22 protein-coding genes and 1 tRNA gene are annotated in these 19,964 nt (G+C 32.1%); 18 read left to right on the top strand and 5 right to left on the bottom strand.

The features are described from left to right. Window positions 1-9: 9 nt before the first annotated feature. The 6 genes from AC6EI2_RS01150 to AC6EI2_RS01125 all read left to right on the top strand — a co-directional run bounded on the left by AC6EI2_RS01150 (window position 10) and on the right by AC6EI2_RS01125 (window position 3,811). Window positions 10-83 (top strand) — tRNA-Met (locus AC6EI2_RS01150). 690 nt (window positions 84-773) lie between these two features. Further along, the gene (locus AC6EI2_RS01145; RefSeq protein WP_498462605.1) at window positions 774-944 is read left to right on the top strand and encodes a hypothetical protein; all 171 of its coding nucleotides are present in this window, start codon (window positions 774-776) and stop codon (window positions 942-944) included. A gap of 122 nt (window positions 945-1,066) precedes the next feature. Further along, window positions 1,067-1,258, top strand: coding sequence for a hypothetical protein (locus tag AC6EI2_RS01140; protein ID WP_498462604.1), 192 nt, complete (start codon window positions 1,067-1,069; stop codon window positions 1,256-1,258). Between the two features lie 193 nt (window positions 1,259-1,451). Continuing rightward, on the top strand, window positions 1,452-2,786 hold the full coding sequence (locus tag AC6EI2_RS01135) for a Rieske 2Fe-2S domain-containing protein (RefSeq protein ID WP_498462603.1): 1,335 nt from the start codon (window positions 1,452-1,454) through the stop codon (window positions 2,784-2,786). A gap of 32 nt (window positions 2,787-2,818) precedes the next feature. Next, complete coding sequence (locus AC6EI2_RS01130; RefSeq protein ID WP_498462602.1) at window positions 2,819-3,631, top strand: ABC transporter ATP-binding protein; 813 nt, start codon at window positions 2,819-2,821, stop codon at window positions 3,629-3,631. Continuing rightward, the gene (locus AC6EI2_RS01125) at window positions 3,632-3,811 is read left to right on the top strand and encodes a hypothetical protein (protein WP_498462601.1); all 180 of its coding nucleotides are present in this window, start codon (window positions 3,632-3,634) and stop codon (window positions 3,809-3,811) included. A 41-nt stretch (window positions 3,812-3,852) separates the two neighbouring features. Here the strand turns inward: AC6EI2_RS01125 and AC6EI2_RS01120 are convergent, their stop codons facing one another. Then, a complete protein-coding gene (locus AC6EI2_RS01120; RefSeq protein WP_498462600.1) occupies window positions 3,853-4,578 on the bottom strand; it encodes an AhpC/TSA family protein in 726 nt (241 codons plus the stop codon). A 249-nt stretch (window positions 4,579-4,827) separates the two neighbouring features. Here AC6EI2_RS01120 and AC6EI2_RS01115 point away from each other — a divergent pair, with 249 nt between their 5' ends. Both AC6EI2_RS01115 and AC6EI2_RS01110 read left to right on the top strand, forming a co-directional pair. Then, window positions 4,828-5,886: a chlorophyll a/b binding light-harvesting protein gene (locus tag AC6EI2_RS01115; protein WP_413390283.1), complete on the top strand. Its 1,059-nt coding sequence runs from the start codon at window positions 4,828-4,830 to the stop codon at window positions 5,884-5,886. A gap of 284 nt (window positions 5,887-6,170) precedes the next feature. Continuing rightward, a complete protein-coding gene (locus AC6EI2_RS01110; protein ID WP_498462599.1) occupies window positions 6,171-6,767 on the top strand; it encodes a Crp/Fnr family transcriptional regulator in 597 nt (198 codons plus the stop codon). A gap of 312 nt (window positions 6,768-7,079) precedes the next feature. Here AC6EI2_RS01110 and AC6EI2_RS01105 read toward each other — a convergent pair whose 3' ends face one another. Both AC6EI2_RS01105 and AC6EI2_RS01100 read right to left on the bottom strand, forming a co-directional pair. Continuing rightward, window positions 7,080-7,631 carry a ferritin gene (locus AC6EI2_RS01105; protein WP_498462598.1) on the bottom strand — a complete coding sequence of 184 codons (552 nt, stop codon included), beginning with the start codon at window positions 7,629-7,631 and terminating at the stop codon, window positions 7,080-7,082. 169 nt (window positions 7,632-7,800) lie between these two features. Then, window positions 7,801-8,859: an ABC transporter ATP-binding protein gene (locus AC6EI2_RS01100; protein ID WP_498462597.1), complete on the bottom strand. Its 1,059-nt coding sequence runs from the start codon at window positions 8,857-8,859 to the stop codon at window positions 7,801-7,803. A 192-nt stretch (window positions 8,860-9,051) separates the two neighbouring features. On the opposite strand from AC6EI2_RS01100, the gene nth reads away from it, so the two are divergent. The 3 genes from nth (at window position 9,052) to AC6EI2_RS01085 (ending at window position 10,676) form a co-directional block, all read left to right on the top strand. Then, window positions 9,052-9,705: an endonuclease III gene (gene nth, locus AC6EI2_RS01095; RefSeq protein ID WP_498462596.1), complete on the top strand. Its 654-nt coding sequence runs from the start codon at window positions 9,052-9,054 to the stop codon at window positions 9,703-9,705. Window positions 9,706-9,782: 77 nt separating this feature from the next. After that, entirely contained in the window at window positions 9,783-10,451 is a 669-nt protein-coding gene (locus AC6EI2_RS01090; protein ID WP_498462595.1) for an SDR family oxidoreductase, read from the top strand. 21 nt (window positions 10,452-10,472) lie between these two features. Then, complete coding sequence (locus AC6EI2_RS01085; RefSeq protein ID WP_498462594.1) at window positions 10,473-10,676, top strand: hypothetical protein; 204 nt, start codon at window positions 10,473-10,475, stop codon at window positions 10,674-10,676. Window positions 10,677-10,684: 8 nt separating this feature from the next. Here AC6EI2_RS01085 and AC6EI2_RS01080 read toward each other — a convergent pair whose 3' ends face one another. Beyond that, window positions 10,685-11,572, bottom strand: coding sequence for a GNAT family N-acetyltransferase (locus AC6EI2_RS01080; protein WP_498462593.1), 888 nt, complete (start codon window positions 11,570-11,572; stop codon window positions 10,685-10,687). Window positions 11,573-12,643: 1,071 nt separating this feature from the next. On the opposite strand from AC6EI2_RS01080, the gene pgsA reads away from it, so the two are divergent. After that, a complete protein-coding gene (pgsA, locus tag AC6EI2_RS01075) occupies window positions 12,644-13,117 on the top strand; it encodes a CDP-diacylglycerol--glycerol-3-phosphate 3-phosphatidyltransferase (protein WP_498462592.1) in 474 nt (157 codons plus the stop codon). Here pgsA and AC6EI2_RS01070 read toward each other — a convergent pair. Beyond that, the gene (locus AC6EI2_RS01070) at window positions 13,089-14,006 is read right to left on the bottom strand and encodes an NAD-dependent epimerase/dehydratase family protein (RefSeq protein ID WP_498462591.1); all 918 of its coding nucleotides are present in this window, start codon (window positions 14,004-14,006) and stop codon (window positions 13,089-13,091) included. The genes pgsA and AC6EI2_RS01070 overlap by 29 nt on opposite strands. A gap of 93 nt (window positions 14,007-14,099) precedes the next feature. On the opposite strand from AC6EI2_RS01070, the gene hisA reads away from it, so the two are divergent. The 6 genes from hisA (at window position 14,100) to ruvX (ending at window position 19,937) form a co-directional block, all read left to right on the top strand. After that, window positions 14,100-14,870 (top strand): 1-(5-phosphoribosyl)-5-[(5-phosphoribosylamino)methylideneamino]imidazole-4-carboxamide isomerase, encoded by a 771-nt coding sequence (gene hisA, locus AC6EI2_RS01065; RefSeq protein ID WP_498462590.1) that lies wholly within the window; start codon window positions 14,100-14,102, stop codon window positions 14,868-14,870. Between the two features lie 126 nt (window positions 14,871-14,996). Next, a complete protein-coding gene (locus tag AC6EI2_RS01060; protein WP_498462589.1) occupies window positions 14,997-16,598 on the top strand; it encodes a DUF3685 domain-containing protein in 1,602 nt (533 codons plus the stop codon). 74 nt (window positions 16,599-16,672) lie between these two features. Continuing rightward, the gene (locus tag AC6EI2_RS01055) at window positions 16,673-17,224 is read left to right on the top strand and encodes a thylakoid membrane photosystem I accumulation factor (protein ID WP_498462588.1); all 552 of its coding nucleotides are present in this window, start codon (window positions 16,673-16,675) and stop codon (window positions 17,222-17,224) included. 57 nt (window positions 17,225-17,281) lie between these two features. After that, window positions 17,282-18,448, top strand: coding sequence for a hypothetical protein (locus tag AC6EI2_RS01050; protein WP_498462587.1), 1,167 nt, complete (start codon window positions 17,282-17,284; stop codon window positions 18,446-18,448). Between the two features lie 20 nt (window positions 18,449-18,468). After that, a complete protein-coding gene (locus AC6EI2_RS01045; RefSeq protein ID WP_498462586.1) occupies window positions 18,469-19,506 on the top strand; it encodes a hypothetical protein in 1,038 nt (345 codons plus the stop codon). Then, the gene (ruvX, locus tag AC6EI2_RS01040; protein ID WP_498462585.1) at window positions 19,503-19,937 is read left to right on the top strand and encodes a Holliday junction resolvase RuvX; all 435 of its coding nucleotides are present in this window, start codon (window positions 19,503-19,505) and stop codon (window positions 19,935-19,937) included. Before AC6EI2_RS01045 ends, ruvX begins: the two co-directional genes overlap by 4 nt. Window positions 19,938-19,964 lie beyond the last annotated feature (27 nt).

The raw sequence follows: 19,964 nt of genomic DNA, 5'->3' as shown, positions 1-19,964 counted from the left end.
TGAAAGCTTCGCGGGGTAGAGCAGTCTGGTAGCTCGTCGGGCTCATAACCCGAAGGTCGGAAGTTCAAATCTTCCCCCCGCCATTTTCAAAACACAAAGCCCTCAGGGGCTTTTTTAATGCCTGACAGGGGTTTTAGAGAAATAAGCTGTTCCCCTTTTACTAAATAGTTGGGCATTCTTAGGATAAGCAAGGTGAGTGGGGGAATTTTTGGAATGTTGTTTGGAGTGTTATGGCAAGACTACAACAAGTAAAAGGGTGGAAAGAATACTCTAAAGATAAAAAAAAAAGCTGGAACTAGGTGGACAATCAGAAAAAATAGGAATTGAATATGGAAGTTGCCCAGTCCTGAAAGCTTTTAGGACAATGTCTGATTTACCTCTAGAAAGCGAGCATGTTCAATTAGTTCGAGAAGCTGAACTGTACATAGCTAATATTGCAGTGCAAAATAATAAGTCATTCGAAATGTCAGAGGTGGTTGCATGAAGGAAGAAAAACTGAAAGAAGAGGGTTACGCTAATTTCAGCAGACTCTTAAATATTCAATTCGTAGACTACGCAAGAAGTGAAGTTATTTACATAGATTATTAAAATTAAATTTTTTATTGTTTGATTTAACATCAAAATTATTACTCTTAATAAACTATAAATGATATATATTCAATAACAGGAATTATACAATTATTTATTTTTGATAAATTTATAAATAAAGTTAACCAATCAATCAGAAAAATTACTTACAATATTATAAAAAAGTCTAAACCCAATCTATATTTATGAAAAAAGATAATCTAAAGAGAATCATCAGACAGCTCGAGACTTTGCTAGAAGAGTTGAAAAGTGAGGTCTACTCTGACAAAGATTCATATGTTCATCCCTGGGATGAACATATGAAAAACACCCCTAGAATTATCAATACAGAAGACGATGACGGTTACGCGGATTAGTCGCAAAAAACAGGCAAAAATAAAAAAAATATAAAAAATAATCTGTTTTACCTTTTTTGGTACAACTACCTATTGCTCTAGAGGAATTTCAAAAGCAAATTATGGGAAAGTGAGAAGATTTTATGCCTAATTTACCTCAACTTGTAAAAGCCACCCCGCAGGGAGGCACTATTCATAAATATCAACTTTCTGGCGGAAAAACTTCTTTCATGAGATATCTAGGTTGCTACCTTGGCACATGTAAATTCTGCAATGATATTGAAGAAGCATCTGAATTTGTATCTAGCATAGAGCTTTCTCCCAAAACCCTTTAAACAATAGATTTTTATAAAACAGAAATGGTCCAACCGTACATGCTTGAACGTTGAAAATACGTTCAAGTTTTTTTATGTAAATTTAATCGATACTCGAAGGCATTAGGTGCTATTTTTTTTGAGTCTTTAAACACATAAGGAGAATACTCTTTTAATGAGACAATTTTCATCTCACTAGAAGATCTACTCGGTTATGAAAGAAGAAAAAGGAAAAGATAATAATTCATTTGAATATGAGACTAATAATCTCATTAGATCTACTTTGAATGAGAAAGAAAATGTTAATGAATTAGAAAATATTGCTTCAAAACCTTCCAATCAACTAACGAATGGACTTTTAGGTTGGTATTCAGTATCTAGTAGCGAGTCGATAAAAGATGGAAAATTAAATCACTTCACGATTTATAACGAGCCACTTGTTTTGTATCGTGATAGAGAGGGTATTGTTAGATGTGTAAAGGATGTATGCCCTCACAGAGGAGCTTCTTTTTTAGGCGGTGAAGTTATAAACGGTCAACTTGTTTGCCCTTATCATGGTGCTAGATTCTCTTCTCAAGGGAGTTGTACAAATTTAGACAGAATAACTTGTCAGCATATTATTGACTCTAATTATGATAACTATGCAAAAAGCATAAAACTTTTTCAATATCCATGTGTAGAAAAAGAAGGTTATATCTACATTTATTATACGGGAACACCACTTGCTAACATTGAAGACTTCGAAATAAAATATTCAATAAATAGTTTACTTCCTGATTCTTATGGATTTCCTTCTTTGGAATATGAATATGAAGAGGTATATGTAGATTTTAAAGCGGATTGGGCTAGAATTATTGAAAATCACTTAGATATATTACATGTATTCTGGATGCACGGAGACACAATCCCCGACAAAAATGTAAACAGAGATACTATAACCAGTTTTAATCAAAAAATTAAACGTGATAATAGGCAAATAGAAAGTATCTACTCATATAAAACAAATGGTCAAGAAGAGTTTATAAGAATAAAGTTTGTGCCTCCAGGAAGAATTTTTATATATAAGGGGTCGCCAGAAAGCACAAGATATATTCAAGTTCTTGATCATATTCCACTAGGAAATAATAAAGCGAGAGTGATAGTTAGACATTACAGGAAATTTTTAAAAAACAAACTATTTACAACTTTAGTTTTATTTAGCAATCTACAAAGAAGGACATTTTATAAGATTTTTTCAGAAGATTATCTAGTATTGAAAACCCAAACATTTAACGAGCAAATGGGTTATATACAAAAAGATAATGTTAAGTTATTAGGTGAGGATAAGATGGTTCAATATTACTGGGATTGGCTTCAAAACGCATTAAACAAGGAAAAGCCATGGGATTTACATCCAACTAATTCATTAACTAATTCAGTTCATGAAGACAGAGGCATGCTATATCCACCAGAAAATCCTAATATGGCTATAAAGAATAATAGAAAAATAAATATCAAGCTTTTAACTAGATTATTATTCCCCATAAGTTTTATTCTCTTATTCATTTAATAGAATTAAATTGTAACTTTAAATACATATAAATGAGAGTTGATTCTCAAAAAGATTTATTAGCCTGGGCTAGTTTTAAAAATATAAATGTAAATATTGATCAGACAGAAATACTGTCGAATATAAATCTTAATTTAAACTATGGTGAAAATACACTAATCTTAGGTCCAAATGGTTCCGGTAAATCAACTTTTTTAAAGTTATTAAATAGATCCATATATCCAATTTCCAAAAAAGATAGCTCATTAAAACTTTTCAGCATGGAAAATATAAATATTTGGGATGTAAGAAAAAGGATTGGATTTCTGTTCAAAGAAATGGAGCAAAGAGTAAATATCGGAGTTAGTCTTTATGATGTAATTATATCAGGATTTTCTGGGACATTTAATTCAAGATATTCCAAATTTCTCACAAAAACACAAAGATTTAAAGTGGAAAATCTAATAAACGAATGGGAACTAGATAATATTATTAAAAATGATTTTAATACATTATCTGATGGACAGAAAAGAAGAGCTTTACTTGCTAGAGCTCTTGTTTACGAACCAAGTATACTAGTCCTAGATGAGCCATTTTGTAATTTAGATATAAAGTCAAATTACATATTAAATAAAAATTTAAATAAATTAATGAATAACTCAGTAAATATAGTTTATGTGACACATAACATAGAATCAATTCTTCCTAAAACTAATAAGGTTATTCTGTTAAAAAAAGGGAAGATCATCAAAGAAGGTGACCCAAATGACATAATAAATTCAAAAATAATTAGTGAACTTTTTGAAATATCAATAAATATTGTAAACCAGAATGGATACTGGAGAGCCCTTCCTCTAGATAACTAAATGATCACAAGAATAAAAGAAACAATTAATATGCAAATAAAGAAAAAATATTTATTGTTAAAGAAAGAAATATCAAAATTATTTATTTTATTATTTCCTAATCTTCTAACACCAAAGGGGGTTCCACATGAATTACATACCAATCTTCCAGACAATGAACGGTCGGCCCTCAAATTATAACTTCCACAAACTAAGCATTTATTTGAAATCATTAGATTAAATTAAATCAAATTTTCTTCTAAAAATGATAATGGTGAAGTCATATTATTTGAGTAACCTAATAAACTTTCAGGCATAAAATTATATAAAACCTCGTGTTTTTCATTAAAAAGTATTGTCGCCCCTCTCTGTGTTAAAAAAGATGGATCAGGAACATATATATTCCAATTGCTAAGAATTTCAACCATATTCATAAGTCGCCTGGTGGCAAGCTCAAAAGGACGTAAATCTTGTTTTTTAGAAAAAACGCCAAACATTTTGCCTTTAAATAAAGAAAAAGGTCCTATTTTTATTTCCTCATCATAGTCAAATAAGCTCTTAGAATTTCTATCCCCCAAATAACCTCTTAAAACCTCCTTAATTGTACCTCTGGAATTTATACCAGCACACATGATCAATAAATTAATTATTGATGGAAGTTGCGAGACAAATCCAACATTGAGATTTAGTTTTTTATGAAGGTCTGCATTCCTTAAGGCAATAACATTTTCAATATTTATTTTATTGAACCTACAAAAAAACTCTTTAGATTTTTCACTACCAATACCAACCAACTTTAAATCAACCGAATTCTCATTCAGTCTCTTTACTTGACCAGATAATTGTTGCGCATATTCAAAGCTATCAAAATCAGCAAAAGAGCCCAGCAAAACTATTAGGGTTTTTCTTTTATCGAGAAATATATTTTCACTTCCAAGAAACTCTTCGATGATATTTTTGTAATTCATAGATTTGTCTTTGTTTTCAAAATAACAAAGTTTGAACGTAAAAAAAGAAATTTTATCTTCACCATAATCAAAAATCATAGTGACTATAGGGACTTTGCATACAAAAATGGCCTATAACACGAAGATCATGATTAGTAACAGATGTTCGTGAAATATGTACAAAACCTACAATTTCAATAAGCAATGTGAAGGGATATGGAACTTAATGAGCTCTAAATATATCCTCTTACTGTTCTTTGTTTATTTCTCGTGCAGACCTACGGGAATCCTAGCGTTACCTATGACTGGTACGCAGGTAATTCAGGGACGGCCAATCGCTCCGGAAAATTCATCGCTGCGCATGCTGCCCATGCTGGGTTGATGATGTTCTGGGCAGGTGCGTTCACTTTATTTGAGCTTGCTCGTTACGACTCATCCGTTGCGATGGGGAATCAAAACTTAATCTGCTTGCCTCACCTTGCACAACTTGGAATAGGTGGAATTGAAAACGGAGTAATAACTGAACCTTACGGTTGCACCGTTATTGCTGTACTTCACCTAATTTTCTCTGGTGTTCTTGGTGCTGGTGGAATTCTTCACTCAACCAGATATGACGGAGATCTTGGAAATTATCCAGAAGGAAGTCGTCCTAAAAAGTTTGACTTCGAATGGGATGATCCAGATAAACTTACATTCATTCTTGGACACCACCTTATTTTCCTTGGATTAGCCAATATTCAATTCGTTGAATGGGCAAGAATTCATGGAATTTGGGATAGTGCACAAGGCGTTACAAGAACAGTAGATTACAATCTTGATCTTGGAATGATTTGGAACCATCAAGCTGATTTCTTACAAATCAGCAGTCTTGAAGATGTAATGGGAGGTCACGCTTTCCTTGCTTTCTTCTTGATTATTGGAGGTGTTTTTCACATCATCACTAAGCAATTTGGTGAGTACACAGAATTTAAAGGTAAAGGACTTCTTTCAGCAGAAGCAGTTCTTTCTTATTCATTAGCTGGTGTTGGCTACTGTGCACTTGTTGCAGCTTTCTATAGTTCAACAAACACAACTGTTTACGCAGAAGAATTCTTCGGAGCTCCACTTGCACTGAAGTTTGATTTTGCTCCATACTTTATTGACACTGACGCATCACTTGCAACTGGGGCTCATACAGCAAGAGCTTGGTTGGCAAACGTACACTTCTATCTTGGTTTCTTCTTCATACAGGGACATCTCTGGCATGCATTAAGAGCTATGGGATTTGACTTCAGACGTGTTGGTAAAGCGTTCGACAATATGGAAAACGCAAAAATCACTAATGGTTAATCATTAATTTGATTTCATTAATGAGAAAAAAAAAAAAAAAAAGACCCGCTTGCGGGTCTTTTTTTTATGCATTCTGTTAGTAGAAATAAATACAAGCCTCATCACACTTATGTCACAATTATCTAACTCAAAACTAAAAAAACGAACAATAAACTTCGTTTTGATGTGACTTTTTATACATACAGTCACAAAAACTCGCAAGAGCTTGTTGCTATTGAGAATCGGTTGCAAAAAGCATCTTTTCCTGTGTAAATTAGGAATTAATTTAAGCTCCTTTAAATTCAATGAGCTTTAGAAGCTACTCAGAGCCACCTTCATCAGCGGTTAGGATGGCTACCGGTCAATCGGTGCTCATAGACCCATCCTCGAGAAGAGGAGATACATGCCTAGAAGTTATAGACGGTATAGCTCGTGTTTACTGTCCATGTGAGGAAACAGAAGGAATGACTCTGGCCTTCTTGCAGTCAGGTGACCAACTAAGAACTGACCGTTTATGCAGCGAAGGAGTATGCGTGGAAGCTTTAACCCCTCTATGCTTTATTAGCGACGCTGAAACATCAACAGAATCAGGAGGTTATGATCCAGTTAATGAGTGGACTCTGCAACTACTCAGAATTAGACACTTAGGTAATGCTGAACAAAGACTTCAAGCCTTGTTTGCTTTACTAGTTAATCGACTTGGAAGAAGATGTGGAGACTGGTGCAAATTACCCTTCAGGCTTACACATGAAAGAATTGGAGAATTAATTGGATCTACCAGAGTCACTTCTACTCGTTTAATTTCAAGACTGAGAACTGCTGAATTACTAAAAGCGCCATCAGGTGATCCAACACTAAGTCTCTCGCCAGAATTTATTGAGACAGCACCTTTGACTGCTTAGATATAATGAATCAATATTTATACTCTTATTCTGAATCTATTGTTCTATCACTTTGCAAAGAGATAGAGTACATTAGAAGTAGATCAAAGAATATAAACAATTCTCTAAAAACTTGTCACAACAAAATTCTCTCAAGAAGGTTAATTTTGGAACTTGAGAAGTTGAACAAAAATAGATTGAAAATTTTAGAAATTTCTGAAAATATGTTCAAAAAAAATTCAAATGATTTATCTTTTCAATTTTTGTTAGAAATAACAAAAAGGTCAAATTTGATTCAAAAAATATAAAATTAGAAGATAGTATTTATTAAATTTATTTCACATTTAATTCATTATCAATAATGAATAATGCAGAAGGATCATTATTAGAAAATTTGACTTTACCTAGCAAATAAGCCATTTCATCTTCTGATTTAATTTGTTCATCGATTACTGGATCAAGGAATACAGTTGTGCGTGTATCATTAGATCTCTCTGCTAAAGAATAAAGTTGTTGAACAGAGGTTGTTACGTCAGCCTCCATTTGGAAAGACAAAGTTACTAATTCTTCAACAGTGTTCCATTTTTGTATTGGTTTAGTCACTTCTTCAAGTTCAACAGTTTGACCACGAGCAATCATATATTTAGCGAAGTTAAATCCATGCTCTTGCTCAGATAGAGACTCTCTTTTAAAAAATGAAGCAAACCCTCTAAGTTCTCTTTCAAGGAACCAAAGGGACATAGCAAGATATTGTGCACTTGAGACCCTTTCAAGAGAGGTATGTTGACAAAGAGCCTCAAGCAGATCAACATCCATCGGCTGCGCAATGGCACGACCGGAAGGACCCACGCGAAGACCTACTGAACTGGATGTGGCTGCTTGCATCACAAAAAAAGCAAAGTCAAGTAACAAAAAAGTAATTTTGTCAATATAAATGATAGCCCCTTTTGTATCATTTTGTTGCCACTAAACTAAAATTTAATTTTTTTTAATTTGATAATGAATCTCAATTGCGAAAAAAGTTTGAATATAATCATCAAAATATTAAATCTATTTAGAAATTAGATTTAATATTTTCTGGAAGAATTAAATATTTTTTTTCATGAATTGTTTCAACTTTGCATTTGTCTCCAATAGATAAATATACATCCAAGCTCATTTCCGACCTTAACTTTAGCCCATTACTAATCACAGTATAGACAAAACAATTGATACGATATTCTCTTGATATAACTGTAAAAACACCATTGATACAAGCTTTAATTCTGATAGAGTTTTTATCGAACATACAAACTGACTTTAATGATATTGATGTATCTGAAGGAATATTCAATTTACCAATACATGTAGAATAGGAATCATCAAAGTATCGAATTGGCAAGATATTTTTTTGCAACACAAATTGTGCTACAAAATCATTTGATGGGGTTGAAACCATCTCAAGGGGTGTTGCGTATTGTTGAATTTCACCAGTTCTTAATACAGCAACACGATCACAAATAGCCAATGCTTCATGTGGGTCATGAGTTACTAAAAGCGCAGATGCTGAGCAGGATTTTAAAACAGAGGATAGTTCTGACCTCAATCTAGATCTAACTTCAACATCCAAGGAACAAAAAGGTTCATCCAACAAAACCAACGAGTTACCAGGAGCTAGGGCACGAGCCAACGCAACTCTTTGACTCTGCCCACCAGAGAGTTCGTGTGGATATCTTTTTTTAAACTCATAAATATCCAATAAATTTAATAGCCAGTTGGCCCTTTTAATAGATTGTTCTTTCTTGTTAATGCCAAAGCAAACATTATCCCAAACATTCAAATGAGGGAAAAGCGCATAGTCTTGAAAAACCATACCTATTTGTCTTCTCTCAGGAGAAAGGACATAATGGTTACTTGAGATTGTTTGCCCATTTTTTTTTATTGATCCTCGTCTAGGCTTATCAAAACCTGCTATCAATCTAAGAAGGGTAGTTTTTCCACAGCCCGAGGGACCTAACAATCCAATCAATTCTCCAGGTCTTAGAGATAAATTAATATCTTTTAAAACCCAATTATCATTTTTATTAGGTTTAAACTCATGCCATAAATTTTGAATTTCTAATTCAGTATTCACCAAAACTATTTTTGCCTATTCTATTCATAACAAAACCTTTGAAAACAAACTGACCGCAAAAGGAAAAGTCATTCAACAAAAAATACAGGGATAAGTATAAAATGATGCTCATCTTGTCTTATCAAAGTCTTCGACTTCGATTCAGAGGTTTTTAATTAGTTAACTTTAAAACACAATTTTATTAATACTGCCATGAGAAAAGATGAAAGGGTAAAAATAATAATTAAGAGACTTGAAGAATTATATCCTGAAACACCTATACCCTTAGATCATCTAAATGGTTTCACACTACTCGTAGCAGTTGTATTAAGTGCACAATCAACCGACAAGAAAGTCAATGAATTAACTAAAGATCTTTTCAAGGTTGCCAGCTCTGCTGAAGAAATGTATAAATTAGGTGAACAGAAAATATATAATTATATAAAACAACTAGGTCTTGCAAAAACAAAAGCAAAAAATACTTATAACTTATCAAAGATTATTTATGAAAACTTCGATAATATAGTTCCAAATTCATTTAAGGAACTTGAATCACTACCTGGAGTTGGCCATAAGACAGCTAGTGTTGTTATGTCTCAAGTTTTTAATGTCCCATCATTTCCTGTAGATACACACATACACAGATTATCTCAGCGCTGGGGATTAACCTCAGGTAAAAATGTTACCCAAACGGAAATGGATCTTAAAAAATTATTTCCAAAGAATCTTTGGAATAAGTTACATTTACAAATTATTTTTTACGGAAGAGAATATTGCTCAGCGAGAGGATGTAACGGTAAAATCTGTAACTTGTGCAGGGAACTTTACCCAAATAGAAAGAAACCAATTATTTGTTCAAAGGCTTAATAATATCTATTAATTTTTACCATCTCAACAAAAAGGACTATTTCTTGCTAGAAACATATCAAAGAAATTCAATTCAAATGAAATTAGCCATAACAGGAGCTTCAGGAAAAACAGGTCTTAGAGTGGCAGAGGAAGCAATATCATCTGGATATGAGGTGAGATTAATAGTCAGACCTCAATCTGAAATACCTGAATCCATAAAAGCCTGTGAAAGGTACGTTTTATCTGACACTAATGGAACCACACTTGATTATGCCTTACAAGGTTGTGAAAGTCTTGTCATCGCAACAGGCGCAAGACCATCTATAGATTTAACAGGTCCAGCAAAAGTAGATTACTTAAATATCAAAAAACAAATTGAAAGCTGCAAGAGGCAAAAGTTAAGACGGGTTGTTCTTGTTAGTTCACTTTGTGCCGGCAAATTGATACATCCTCTAAATTTATTTGGTCTCATACTTATATGGAAAAAATTAGGTGAAAGATCTCTACAAAAAAGTGGTCTAGATTGGACTGTTATACGACCTGGAGGTTTGAATGAGAATGAAACTAATTTAAAAAATCAGAACATTTTGTTTTCTGGAGAAAAAACTCAAGAAGAAGGCTCAATTCCTAGAAGACTAGTTGCCAAAGTATGTATTGAAGCTTTAAAAACAAAAGATTCAATAGAAAAAATCATAGAGGTTACTAGTAGCGAAGAGAATCCCAAAACAAATATGAGTAAGGCAATAAAGACGTTTAATATTTAACTATCAAAAGCTAAATTCACCATGAACACCAACGCTAAAATTGATGCGTTGCAGCTAATGCTTACTGATCTAAGAACAAGGAACGAATCAATAAGACATAAAGCTGCTTTCAGAGGATGCCAACCAGAATTCCAATCATTAGTTACGGCACTTATTGATCAATTGGAAACACAATTGAATGAAGAGAAGCAAATTCACAGAGGAAAATCAAATACTTTTGGATAAAAAAAGTATTAACCTAACTCCAAACAAGCTAAACCATACACATCGCTCATTGAAACAGGAGGTTGAGAACCTCTATACATCCTGAAAGTTTCAGATTCAGATTTAAAACCTAATTTTTCAAATACTTCAGAAGCTGACATGTTTAGGCCAGGTGAATCGATAATTACTAAACCAGGATGACTCTCTATTAATTTCTTCAACAAAATTTTTAAAAGGTCAGGAGTATCAGCCATTAAAGGACCAATTCTCCATCCATCTCCGTTTTTCAAAAGACATGGTCTGATTCGACCAAAACCATGACATTGTTTTTCTTTATCAATAACTGCTATTACTTTTCCAGCTGGATGATTAAGCCAATTTGATAAAAAATGAGGTCTAGGAGTTGTTTCTCTTTTTTCGTCAAATTTCTCTACGGCATCTTTTGGAATTGAGGAACCTTCAACAAAACTAAAATGATCTAAATCACCATTCATATAACTATCTTGAAGTAATTTACCGTCACCAAACCATTGCCATCTTGTTGTTTTCGAGGAAATTGTAAAGCCCCATTTTGAGTAATCAGAGATTCTCTCTGGAGCCGCCTCTAGACCAACACAAGGTAAATCACTTAAATGACTTAAAGCCTTTTTCCAAAGCTGGACACCAAAACCTCTACCCCTATACTTCTCAATTACCAAAAACAATCCAAGGAATCCATAATCTTGATTGTAACGAACACCAGCAATGCACCCAATAGGATTTCCATTCAACCAACCAACCCAAAGTCCCTGTTTGTCTGTATTTTGATAAATACCTAAATCACCAACTCCTGGTGCAAAACCTTCCTTTCTAGATATTTCAGTAACAAAATCAATATCTGAATTACATAAAGGTTTAATAGATAAAAGATCACCCATAAAATATATTATTTCTAATAATAATAAATCTAATGTAATTAGATAATAAATCTATAAATATGAGCAAAAAAACATCTATTAGAAATTTATATAATATCTATAAATAAAAAGAATCTTTAATATAATTAAGAAATATTGAATATAGATTAACAATAAGTTGGGAAATAATTTTCAACAAATCGCCTATTAAAGACATATTTCAAAGTTCAGAATAACTACAAATAAACTGATTATAAATAAATATTTCTGGGAAAGTTGAAACAGATGTTTTATTACTATACTTATGTGTTGTTCTTTGTTGGTAATTACATAAGAGTTATATTTTATAATAAAAAAGTCTAGAAGCTTAAGAGCTCTTTTGACCAAGGACAATCAGGAAGGACGTAAATATTAACTCTTTCAGGATTATATTTTGAACTACTAATTGATGTCTTGCTAAGATCAGACATGCCTCCAATCAATACATCTAAAGATTTGAGAACAATTTTTCCTGACAGAAGGTGTCCACCAAATACACTACAATTTTAATCAGATACACTTATATGAAGATGAAACTTGGAAGATCTTACATAACCTTAAAGTTATTATCTATAACTTCTTTTCAAAAATTATCGGTTTATCATTTAAAGGACATTTTAATGAAAATCTTGAAAGATCACAAACTGCGCTTATTAAAAAGAATGTATGATAATCTCTTCTATGCAACTCAATTAATGAATTTTAAATATCTACTTCTTTAGAAAAACTATAAAAATAATGTTCCATAATATTTATGTTTTTAGCAACTAAAATATTTAAGTTATTCTTGATCTAATTTTCTTACGATAAATGCCATTGCCCCTAATGATAAAAAAAACATGAAAATAAGAAATGTAGTCATGGATTTACTATATTGATAGTTAGTATAATATAATAGATTCTTAGCAGGCTATACTTAAAGATTTTTAAATAAACCTAATTCCCTATATTCAAAATAGAATGAAAATTATTAATCCCAAAAGATTTATCTCTTGGCCCATGATTATAAATGGACTGACAATTTCAAGGATATTGCTAGGATTACCGATAATTATGTCACTTAAAAGTGGTAATAATTATATCTTTATTTTTCTAATTCTTATAGCTGGTCTCACTGATTTTCTCGACGGTTATTTTGCACGTAAATATGATCACAAATCTGTTCTTGGCGCGAAGTTAGATCCTCTAGCAGACAAGATACTTCTAATTGGACCAATGATATGGTTGGTCCATGAAGATCTAGTACCATTATGGTCTATATGGTTAATAATATCTAGAGAACTTTTAATAACTAGTTGGCGTTCCGATAAAACCTCAGGTGCTCCAGCCTCAATTCAAGGTAAATATAAAACCACATTTCAATTTACCAGTATAATCCTATTACTATGGCCAAAAAGTTGGGGCACATCTTATATCCTATATATTATTAATACAATTGGCTATATTTCATTTTGGATAGCATTATTTCTTACTTTAAGCTCTGCCACAAAGTATGTTGTCAATCAAAAAGAAGTTCATCAGAAGTAAAATCAACTTTTTCATGATTAGCTAATAGATAATCATTCTTATAGCTATCAATTAAACCATTTAACAAATCGAATTTAGGCTCCCAAGATAAATCTTTTTTTATTTTAGAAGTGTCCGTAAAGAAATTAGTCAATCTTAGAGGAAAAAGTTTTCTCGCCTTAGGATCAAGTTTTGAAGGATCAAAAGAACGTAAATGAAAATCATCGACATTATTTCCGGTAGCTTTAATTGCTGTTTCAATTAAACCTTTGAAAGTTACGGCCCTACATCCTGAACAATTATAAATTTGATTAATCGCTTTATCTGTCTCAAGAGATTTAGAAATAGCTTCGGCCAAATCAGAGACATGTCCTAATTGCGTGATGGTTTGACCATCAAAAGGAACAGGAATAGATCGGCCATTAGTTATTCGATCAAAAAACCATTTTTCAATAGGGTTGTAGTTACCAGGGCCATATATATATGTTGGACGAAAACTGGTAAAAGGAATTCCTTCAGTCTTAAGCCAATGCTCTGTTTTTGCTTTACCTATATGACGGCTTTCAAGATCTATTAAACTATCTTCACTAACAGGAAATAATTGTGTGTTGTCATATACTCCTGCAGAACTTATATAGATAAATCTAAAACCAGGAAGGCCAGAAAATTTAAGAAATCTACGTGTATCCTCCAACTTGCGTCCAGAACTATCAACAATAATGTCAAAAGAATGACCAGATAGTTTTTTTAAATCCTCATCATCTGATCTGTCCCCTTTAACGTGATTTATATTTTTAGGTACTGGTAGATTCCCACGCGTGAAAACAAATATCTCATGTCCTTTTGTTAGAAGGCTAGAGACAAGAGCTTTTCCAACAAACCTAGTTCCACCGAAAAAAAGAACTTTCAAGATAAATTATTAAAAAAATTATATTAAAGCCTATAGATAATCTCCCAGAGCTACATAAATGATGTTAGATGAATAGTAATAATTTTATTCTTGATGGAAATCATACCTGCAATAGATCTACTGAATGGAAAATGTGTTCGGTTAAATCAAGGAAATTACAATCAAGTTACTAAGTTCAATAGTGATCCAGTAAGACAAGCTCAGGCTTGGGAAAGCCAGGGAGCAAAACGACTACATCTTGTAGATCTTGATGGGGCCAGAACTGGTGAACCCATAAATGATCGAACAATTAAAGACATAAAAAAATCCATTACGATACCTATTCAGCTTGGTGGTGGTATCAGGAGCATTAATAGAGCAAAAGAATTATTTGGGATAGGAATAGACAGAGTTATTTTGGGTACAATTGCGATAGAGAATTTTAAATTAGTTAAAGATTTATCTAGAGAATATCCAAGGAAAGTTGCAGTAGGGATTGATGCTAAAGAGGGATTGGTAGCTACTCGAGGTTGGCTAAAACAAAGTGAAATATCCTCTTTAGACTTAGCTAAACAACTTAACGATCTTGAATTAGCAGCAATCATATCAACCGATATTGCAACTGATGGCACTTTAGAAGGACCAAATATAAAAGCCTTAAGTGAAATAGCTGAGGCAAGTATTAATCCAGTAATTGCATCAGGAGGGGTAGGTTCAATAGCTGATTTAATTTCCCTTGCAGATTTAGGGGATGAAGGTATTGAAGGAATAATCGTAGGCAGAGCACTATATGACGGCTCAATAGATTTAAAAGAGGCGATACTAACATTAAAAAATCTTCTTATTAAAGATTCATTAAATGATAAAGATAAATTTCTTGTCTAAAATTAAAAAAATGATTGTTCCTTTCGATTTATTGAATAGGACTGGAACTATTCTTAAATCAAGTTATCTTAAAAAGGCTATGTTCTTAAATTTAAATTGATCGAAGGAAGACCAAAACAAATTTTAATGATAGCGCCTTCACTTCTAGGTGAATCTTTGGCCTTGCAACTAACATCACAGGATAATAATTTAGAAATAATTCTAGACAAAAAAGATATAATTGGATTCCCAAAACTTATTCTATTTTGCCTTGAAGAAGTAGAACTCTCAAACTCAATCAAACTAGAAATCTTTAAGTTAAAAGAAAAATGGGATCAAGCTCCTATTTTAATTGTAATACCAAAAAGCATTAAATTATCATCTGCAGATTTGATGACTTTTGGTAGTGAAGGAATTATTCAAGATCCTACTATTGAACTTTTAAAAGATACAATTAATATTTTACTTGGAGGAGGCAGAGTATTTAAAATCAATAATGAATCGAATTACAATGCCGACTCAATTTCTAATTCATATGGATTAGGACATTGGTTATTAACTAGTGGTATATCACAAATAAATAAAGATCTACACACTATAAACCAACTGATAGCTAAGAAATCAATAAATACATTTTATCTTTTAATATTAATAGGTAGAAGAAGGGAACTATTAACAGCGAAGAGATTAATCATCTGGTTATGGGGGCCTTTAGAAGTATTAATAGAGTCTCCAGTTAAAACTTATAGTAAGAAAAACGTAAATCTAATTAACAAATATAGTACTGACATAACAATTAAAAACCCCTCATCGAATGAGTTATGGAATGCAATACACAAGCGGGTAAAGGAGAGACTTCAAGTTGACCTAACTAATTCTACAGATGAACTAACAGCTCTTTATTCATTAAATAAAAGTAAAAGAACTAATCTTTTGAAAACTCTTTTACAAGAATTTTCAATTGTTATCAAAAAACTTGATTCTAAAAATAATCTAAAAGAAGAACTTGAAGAGATTTTACAATCTATCACTCCTGAATTACGCTCTAATACATTACGCAATTTCATAGATTCATATGATCGTCTTCATAAGAATGGTGATGATGTTTTCATTTCGGACTTTCTAGTAAACAATGCAGAGCTTGGAATACTTGATGATGAACTACCTTCAATTGCTTTAATAATAGATCCAATATTAAATAATAAGCCGATCCTCATCGATGGAGAGTATTTATCAATAGAGGACCCTAGATCTATTATTCAACTAGAAACTTTGATTCTAAATTGGATATTCAGGACAGCTGAAATAGTTAGTGAAGAAATTATATCTTCATGTTCTGAATGGCCAGAATTGCGTAAATACTTTCTAAATAAGGAATTGATTTCAACAAGGGAACTTGAACGTAAAAGAAATCAAATCAATACAAATAATCAACTTCAAAGTCTATTCAAAAAGCCAGTTAGATTATACGAAAGCAAAAGATTATATTATACAGTAAAAAATAATAAAATTGAAAAGATTATCATCCTTGAACCCAGAGATGATGAATTAAAGAAATTAGACTGGCCCCAAAGACAAATAGCATTTATAATAGAGCTAAGAGATGCATTGGCTCCACAAGTACAAACAATAATTCAATACTTAGGTGATTTAATAGTTCTAATTCTTACAAAAGTTGTTGGAAGATCTATTGGATTAATTGGTAGAGGTATAGCTCAGGGTATGGGGAGAAACCTATCTAAAGGATAATTTATTTATTAATAAATATAGCTATATTAGCTTTAAGACTTTAGAATTTAAACAAATAGTACTTTAAATTTACATTGTTAAGAATATTCTACTCACTACTAATACTTTTTTTTCTATTTGTAAATCCAGTATATTCTGCGAGGGATACTGATAGTTATGATGGAAATATATATCCAATTTATGCTGGTAACGGTTCATTAGTTCCACCACCAAGCACATTATCAGAATCATTAAAGAACGAAAGAACCAGTGTTTTAGTTTTCTATCTAGACGATAGTGCTGTTAGCAAACAATATGCACCAGTAGTCTCAGGTATTAAGTTATTGTGGAGTTCATCTGTCGATTTAATTCCTCTATCAATTGACGAATTAGACAATGATGATCAAAAAACTTTCAAGGATCCTGGTTATTACTGGCATGGAAAGATACCTCAAACTGTGATTATTGACGGAAAAGGTAATGTTCTCCTAGACGAAGAAGGGCAAGTTTCGTTCGAAGACATTAACGATGCAATAACCAGAGGTACAGGTCTAAAGAAACCTGATTTTGATCTAACAGTCAAAAGCTTTAACGAATATAATAGCGAGCCTTCTAAAGATGGTTACACCAATCCTAGAGGCAGCTAAAATGAAATAGGGTAACTAAATATTTTAATTTAAATTATCAAATATCTTTATTAAAAAATGTTATCAAACTATCTTTTTCTCATAATAATAACGTTTCTTTTGATCGAAATAAATCATTATTTCAGACAAAATTCGCCCTTAGTTCTGAAGCCCAAGAAATTCAAAAGAATCATACAAGCTTCCACACAGAAATATATTGCCTGGGTTGAGATTAAGAATTTGCATAAAAGAATGGAGGTTATGATTCCTTCTTTAAAAGTTAATCCTCAGTTAATAGGTATATCAAAAACAGAGATACTAAAGATTAATACAAGTATCACACCTCTTCACCCTGATATAGAATATGAGCAAAAAAATGACTACTGGTCTGCATATATAATAAAAAGTCAAAAATCAACATTTATCAGAATTGAAGTTGAATTTGAGATTGAGGATTCTGCAATAGAGAATCTCAAATGTTTATGGATTGATATTGAATGGGGTAATTATGGACCATTTGGTTTTTTAAAAAAATTTGATGGTTTCGTCTTGCCTAATTATATAGACTCACATAAAGAAATTTCCTCTAATAGTAATTTAGTTGATCCAATTAAAACTCATATCCTTGGTACTTTAGATGATCCTATTAGCATATTAAAATCCTATATACCTAAAAATTACCTAGCTACAGACATTCTTACAATTGGAGAGTCACCCTTAGCGATTATGCAGGGGAAATATATAGACTATAGGAACGTCAATGAAAGTCTACTTTCAAGGTTACTTTGCAAAGGATTTCATCCAACTAGCAGCTTAGCAAGTGCATGCGGAATGCAAACCCTAATAAATATTTCTAGTCCAAGTCGGATAATAATTTCGTGGTTAATAGCAGGAATATTAAAACTTTTTGGAGTTAAAGGTATGTTTTATCGTTTAGCAGGTGAACAAGCAAGATTGATTGATGACATTACTGGTACTACACCACCCTATGATAAAAGTATAGTTTTAGGACCTAAAGATACAAAGACCTTTTGTATCGAAGCCTCAAAAGAATTAAGCATTGATGTGGCTGTTGTAGATGTAAATGATCTAGGAAGAGTTAAAATCTTATCAACAAATAATATTGAAAATACTAAAATAATCAAAAAAGCACTAACATCAAATCCAGCTGGCAATGCTAACCAACAAACTCCAATAGTAATGATCAGAACAAATGAAATAATTTCGAAGTCACATGATAATTAAAAATATAATAAAATAGTTAAATGCAAAAAGATGAAGCTTTACCTTCAGATTTATTAATCGAGCCACTTCAGCTCAAGCATTTATCAATGCTTAAGGCAGAGAATAATTCTAAGTACCTCGGTGTATTTCAAATACTATTGTGCAAAAAATGGTTTTCTTTATTAGAATCAAATCTCACAAATTTAATACCAACCAGAAACTCAAAATGCATTGTTGCGGTTGAAAGAAACAATATAATTGCATATATTTTAGCAACTCCAATCAACAGAAGAGGTACATGTTGGTCTATTTCAGAACCATACTTTATTGGAGAATCAATATCATATAGCCGTTATAATTTATTGCAGAATCTACTACGAAAAGTTCTCTATGAATGCAATATTAATACACAAAGTTTTTTAATTTCTATAAATACAAATGATAATCAGAATTTATCAGTAATAAGACAATCGGGATTTCAGCCCTTAAGAATAATAAATTATTGGAAGAAAAAAGAAAGTATAAAATACCAAAAGAACGAAACCATAGATAATTTTATCTGGGAAAAACTAACCGAAGAGAATAGTCAACTAATATGGAGACTTGAACAAGCCAGAGAGTCAATCAACTTTCGTTCAATATTTGATAGGCAATGGCAAGATATTTACGAAAAAAGGAATAATTTAACTTGTGTTATTAAGTCTAAAGAAAATAATGTTGTCGCGGGATTAATACCATCTATTTGCCCTAAATATGAATACACACTAGAATTGATTAGAGGGTTGGCATGGGATGAAAGACTCAATCAATCAATTCCACAAAGAATTAATAATATAAAAATTGGCAAAACTAAATGTTATATAGAAACAACAAGTGAAGATAAAAAGTTAATTGAATTATTAAGTAGAAGCAATTGGGAAATAACAGAAGAGCGAGTCCTTCTTGGAAGAAGTGTATGGAAGAGACAAAATGGATACAAATTAAAGTCTCTAGAAACTGAGCTAATAAATAGTCTTGTTGGAAATTTACAACAACAACCTGAACTTCCCTCAACAATTCAAATTGGAAAAAACAAATGATTCAGCCAAATCCTTGTTCGGTTTTAAGTCTTGATATTGGAAATAAAAGAATAGGTGTTGCGGGTTGTGATTCACTTGGTATATCAATAACTCATCTCCCTGCAATTTTCAGAAGAAGCTTTGAAGAAGATCTTAGAGAATTCTCCAAGATATGCTCCAACCGAAAAGTTGAAGGTCTTATTATTGGGAATCCTCTTGATATGCACGGCAAAGAGACTGATCAATCTTTTCGATGTAAAAAATATGGGATTAAATTAGCGAAATGCCTAAAACTTCCTGTGGCTTTTATAAATGAACATTGCTCAACCGTCGAGGCTAAAGAGAAGTTCTCTATAAAATCAGACAAGACAGGAAGGATAGACAGTGCTGCTGCCGCTATACTTTTACAACAATGGCTTATTGAGGGACCTGATCTAGATGACTCAAATTAAATTTTGAATATGATGTAAAAAACACTA

Source organism: Prochlorococcus sp. MIT2302 (assembly GCF_059772385.1).
The sequence above is the reverse complement of the archived record's forward strand: the minus strand, read 5'-3'. Positions and strand labels throughout refer to the sequence as shown.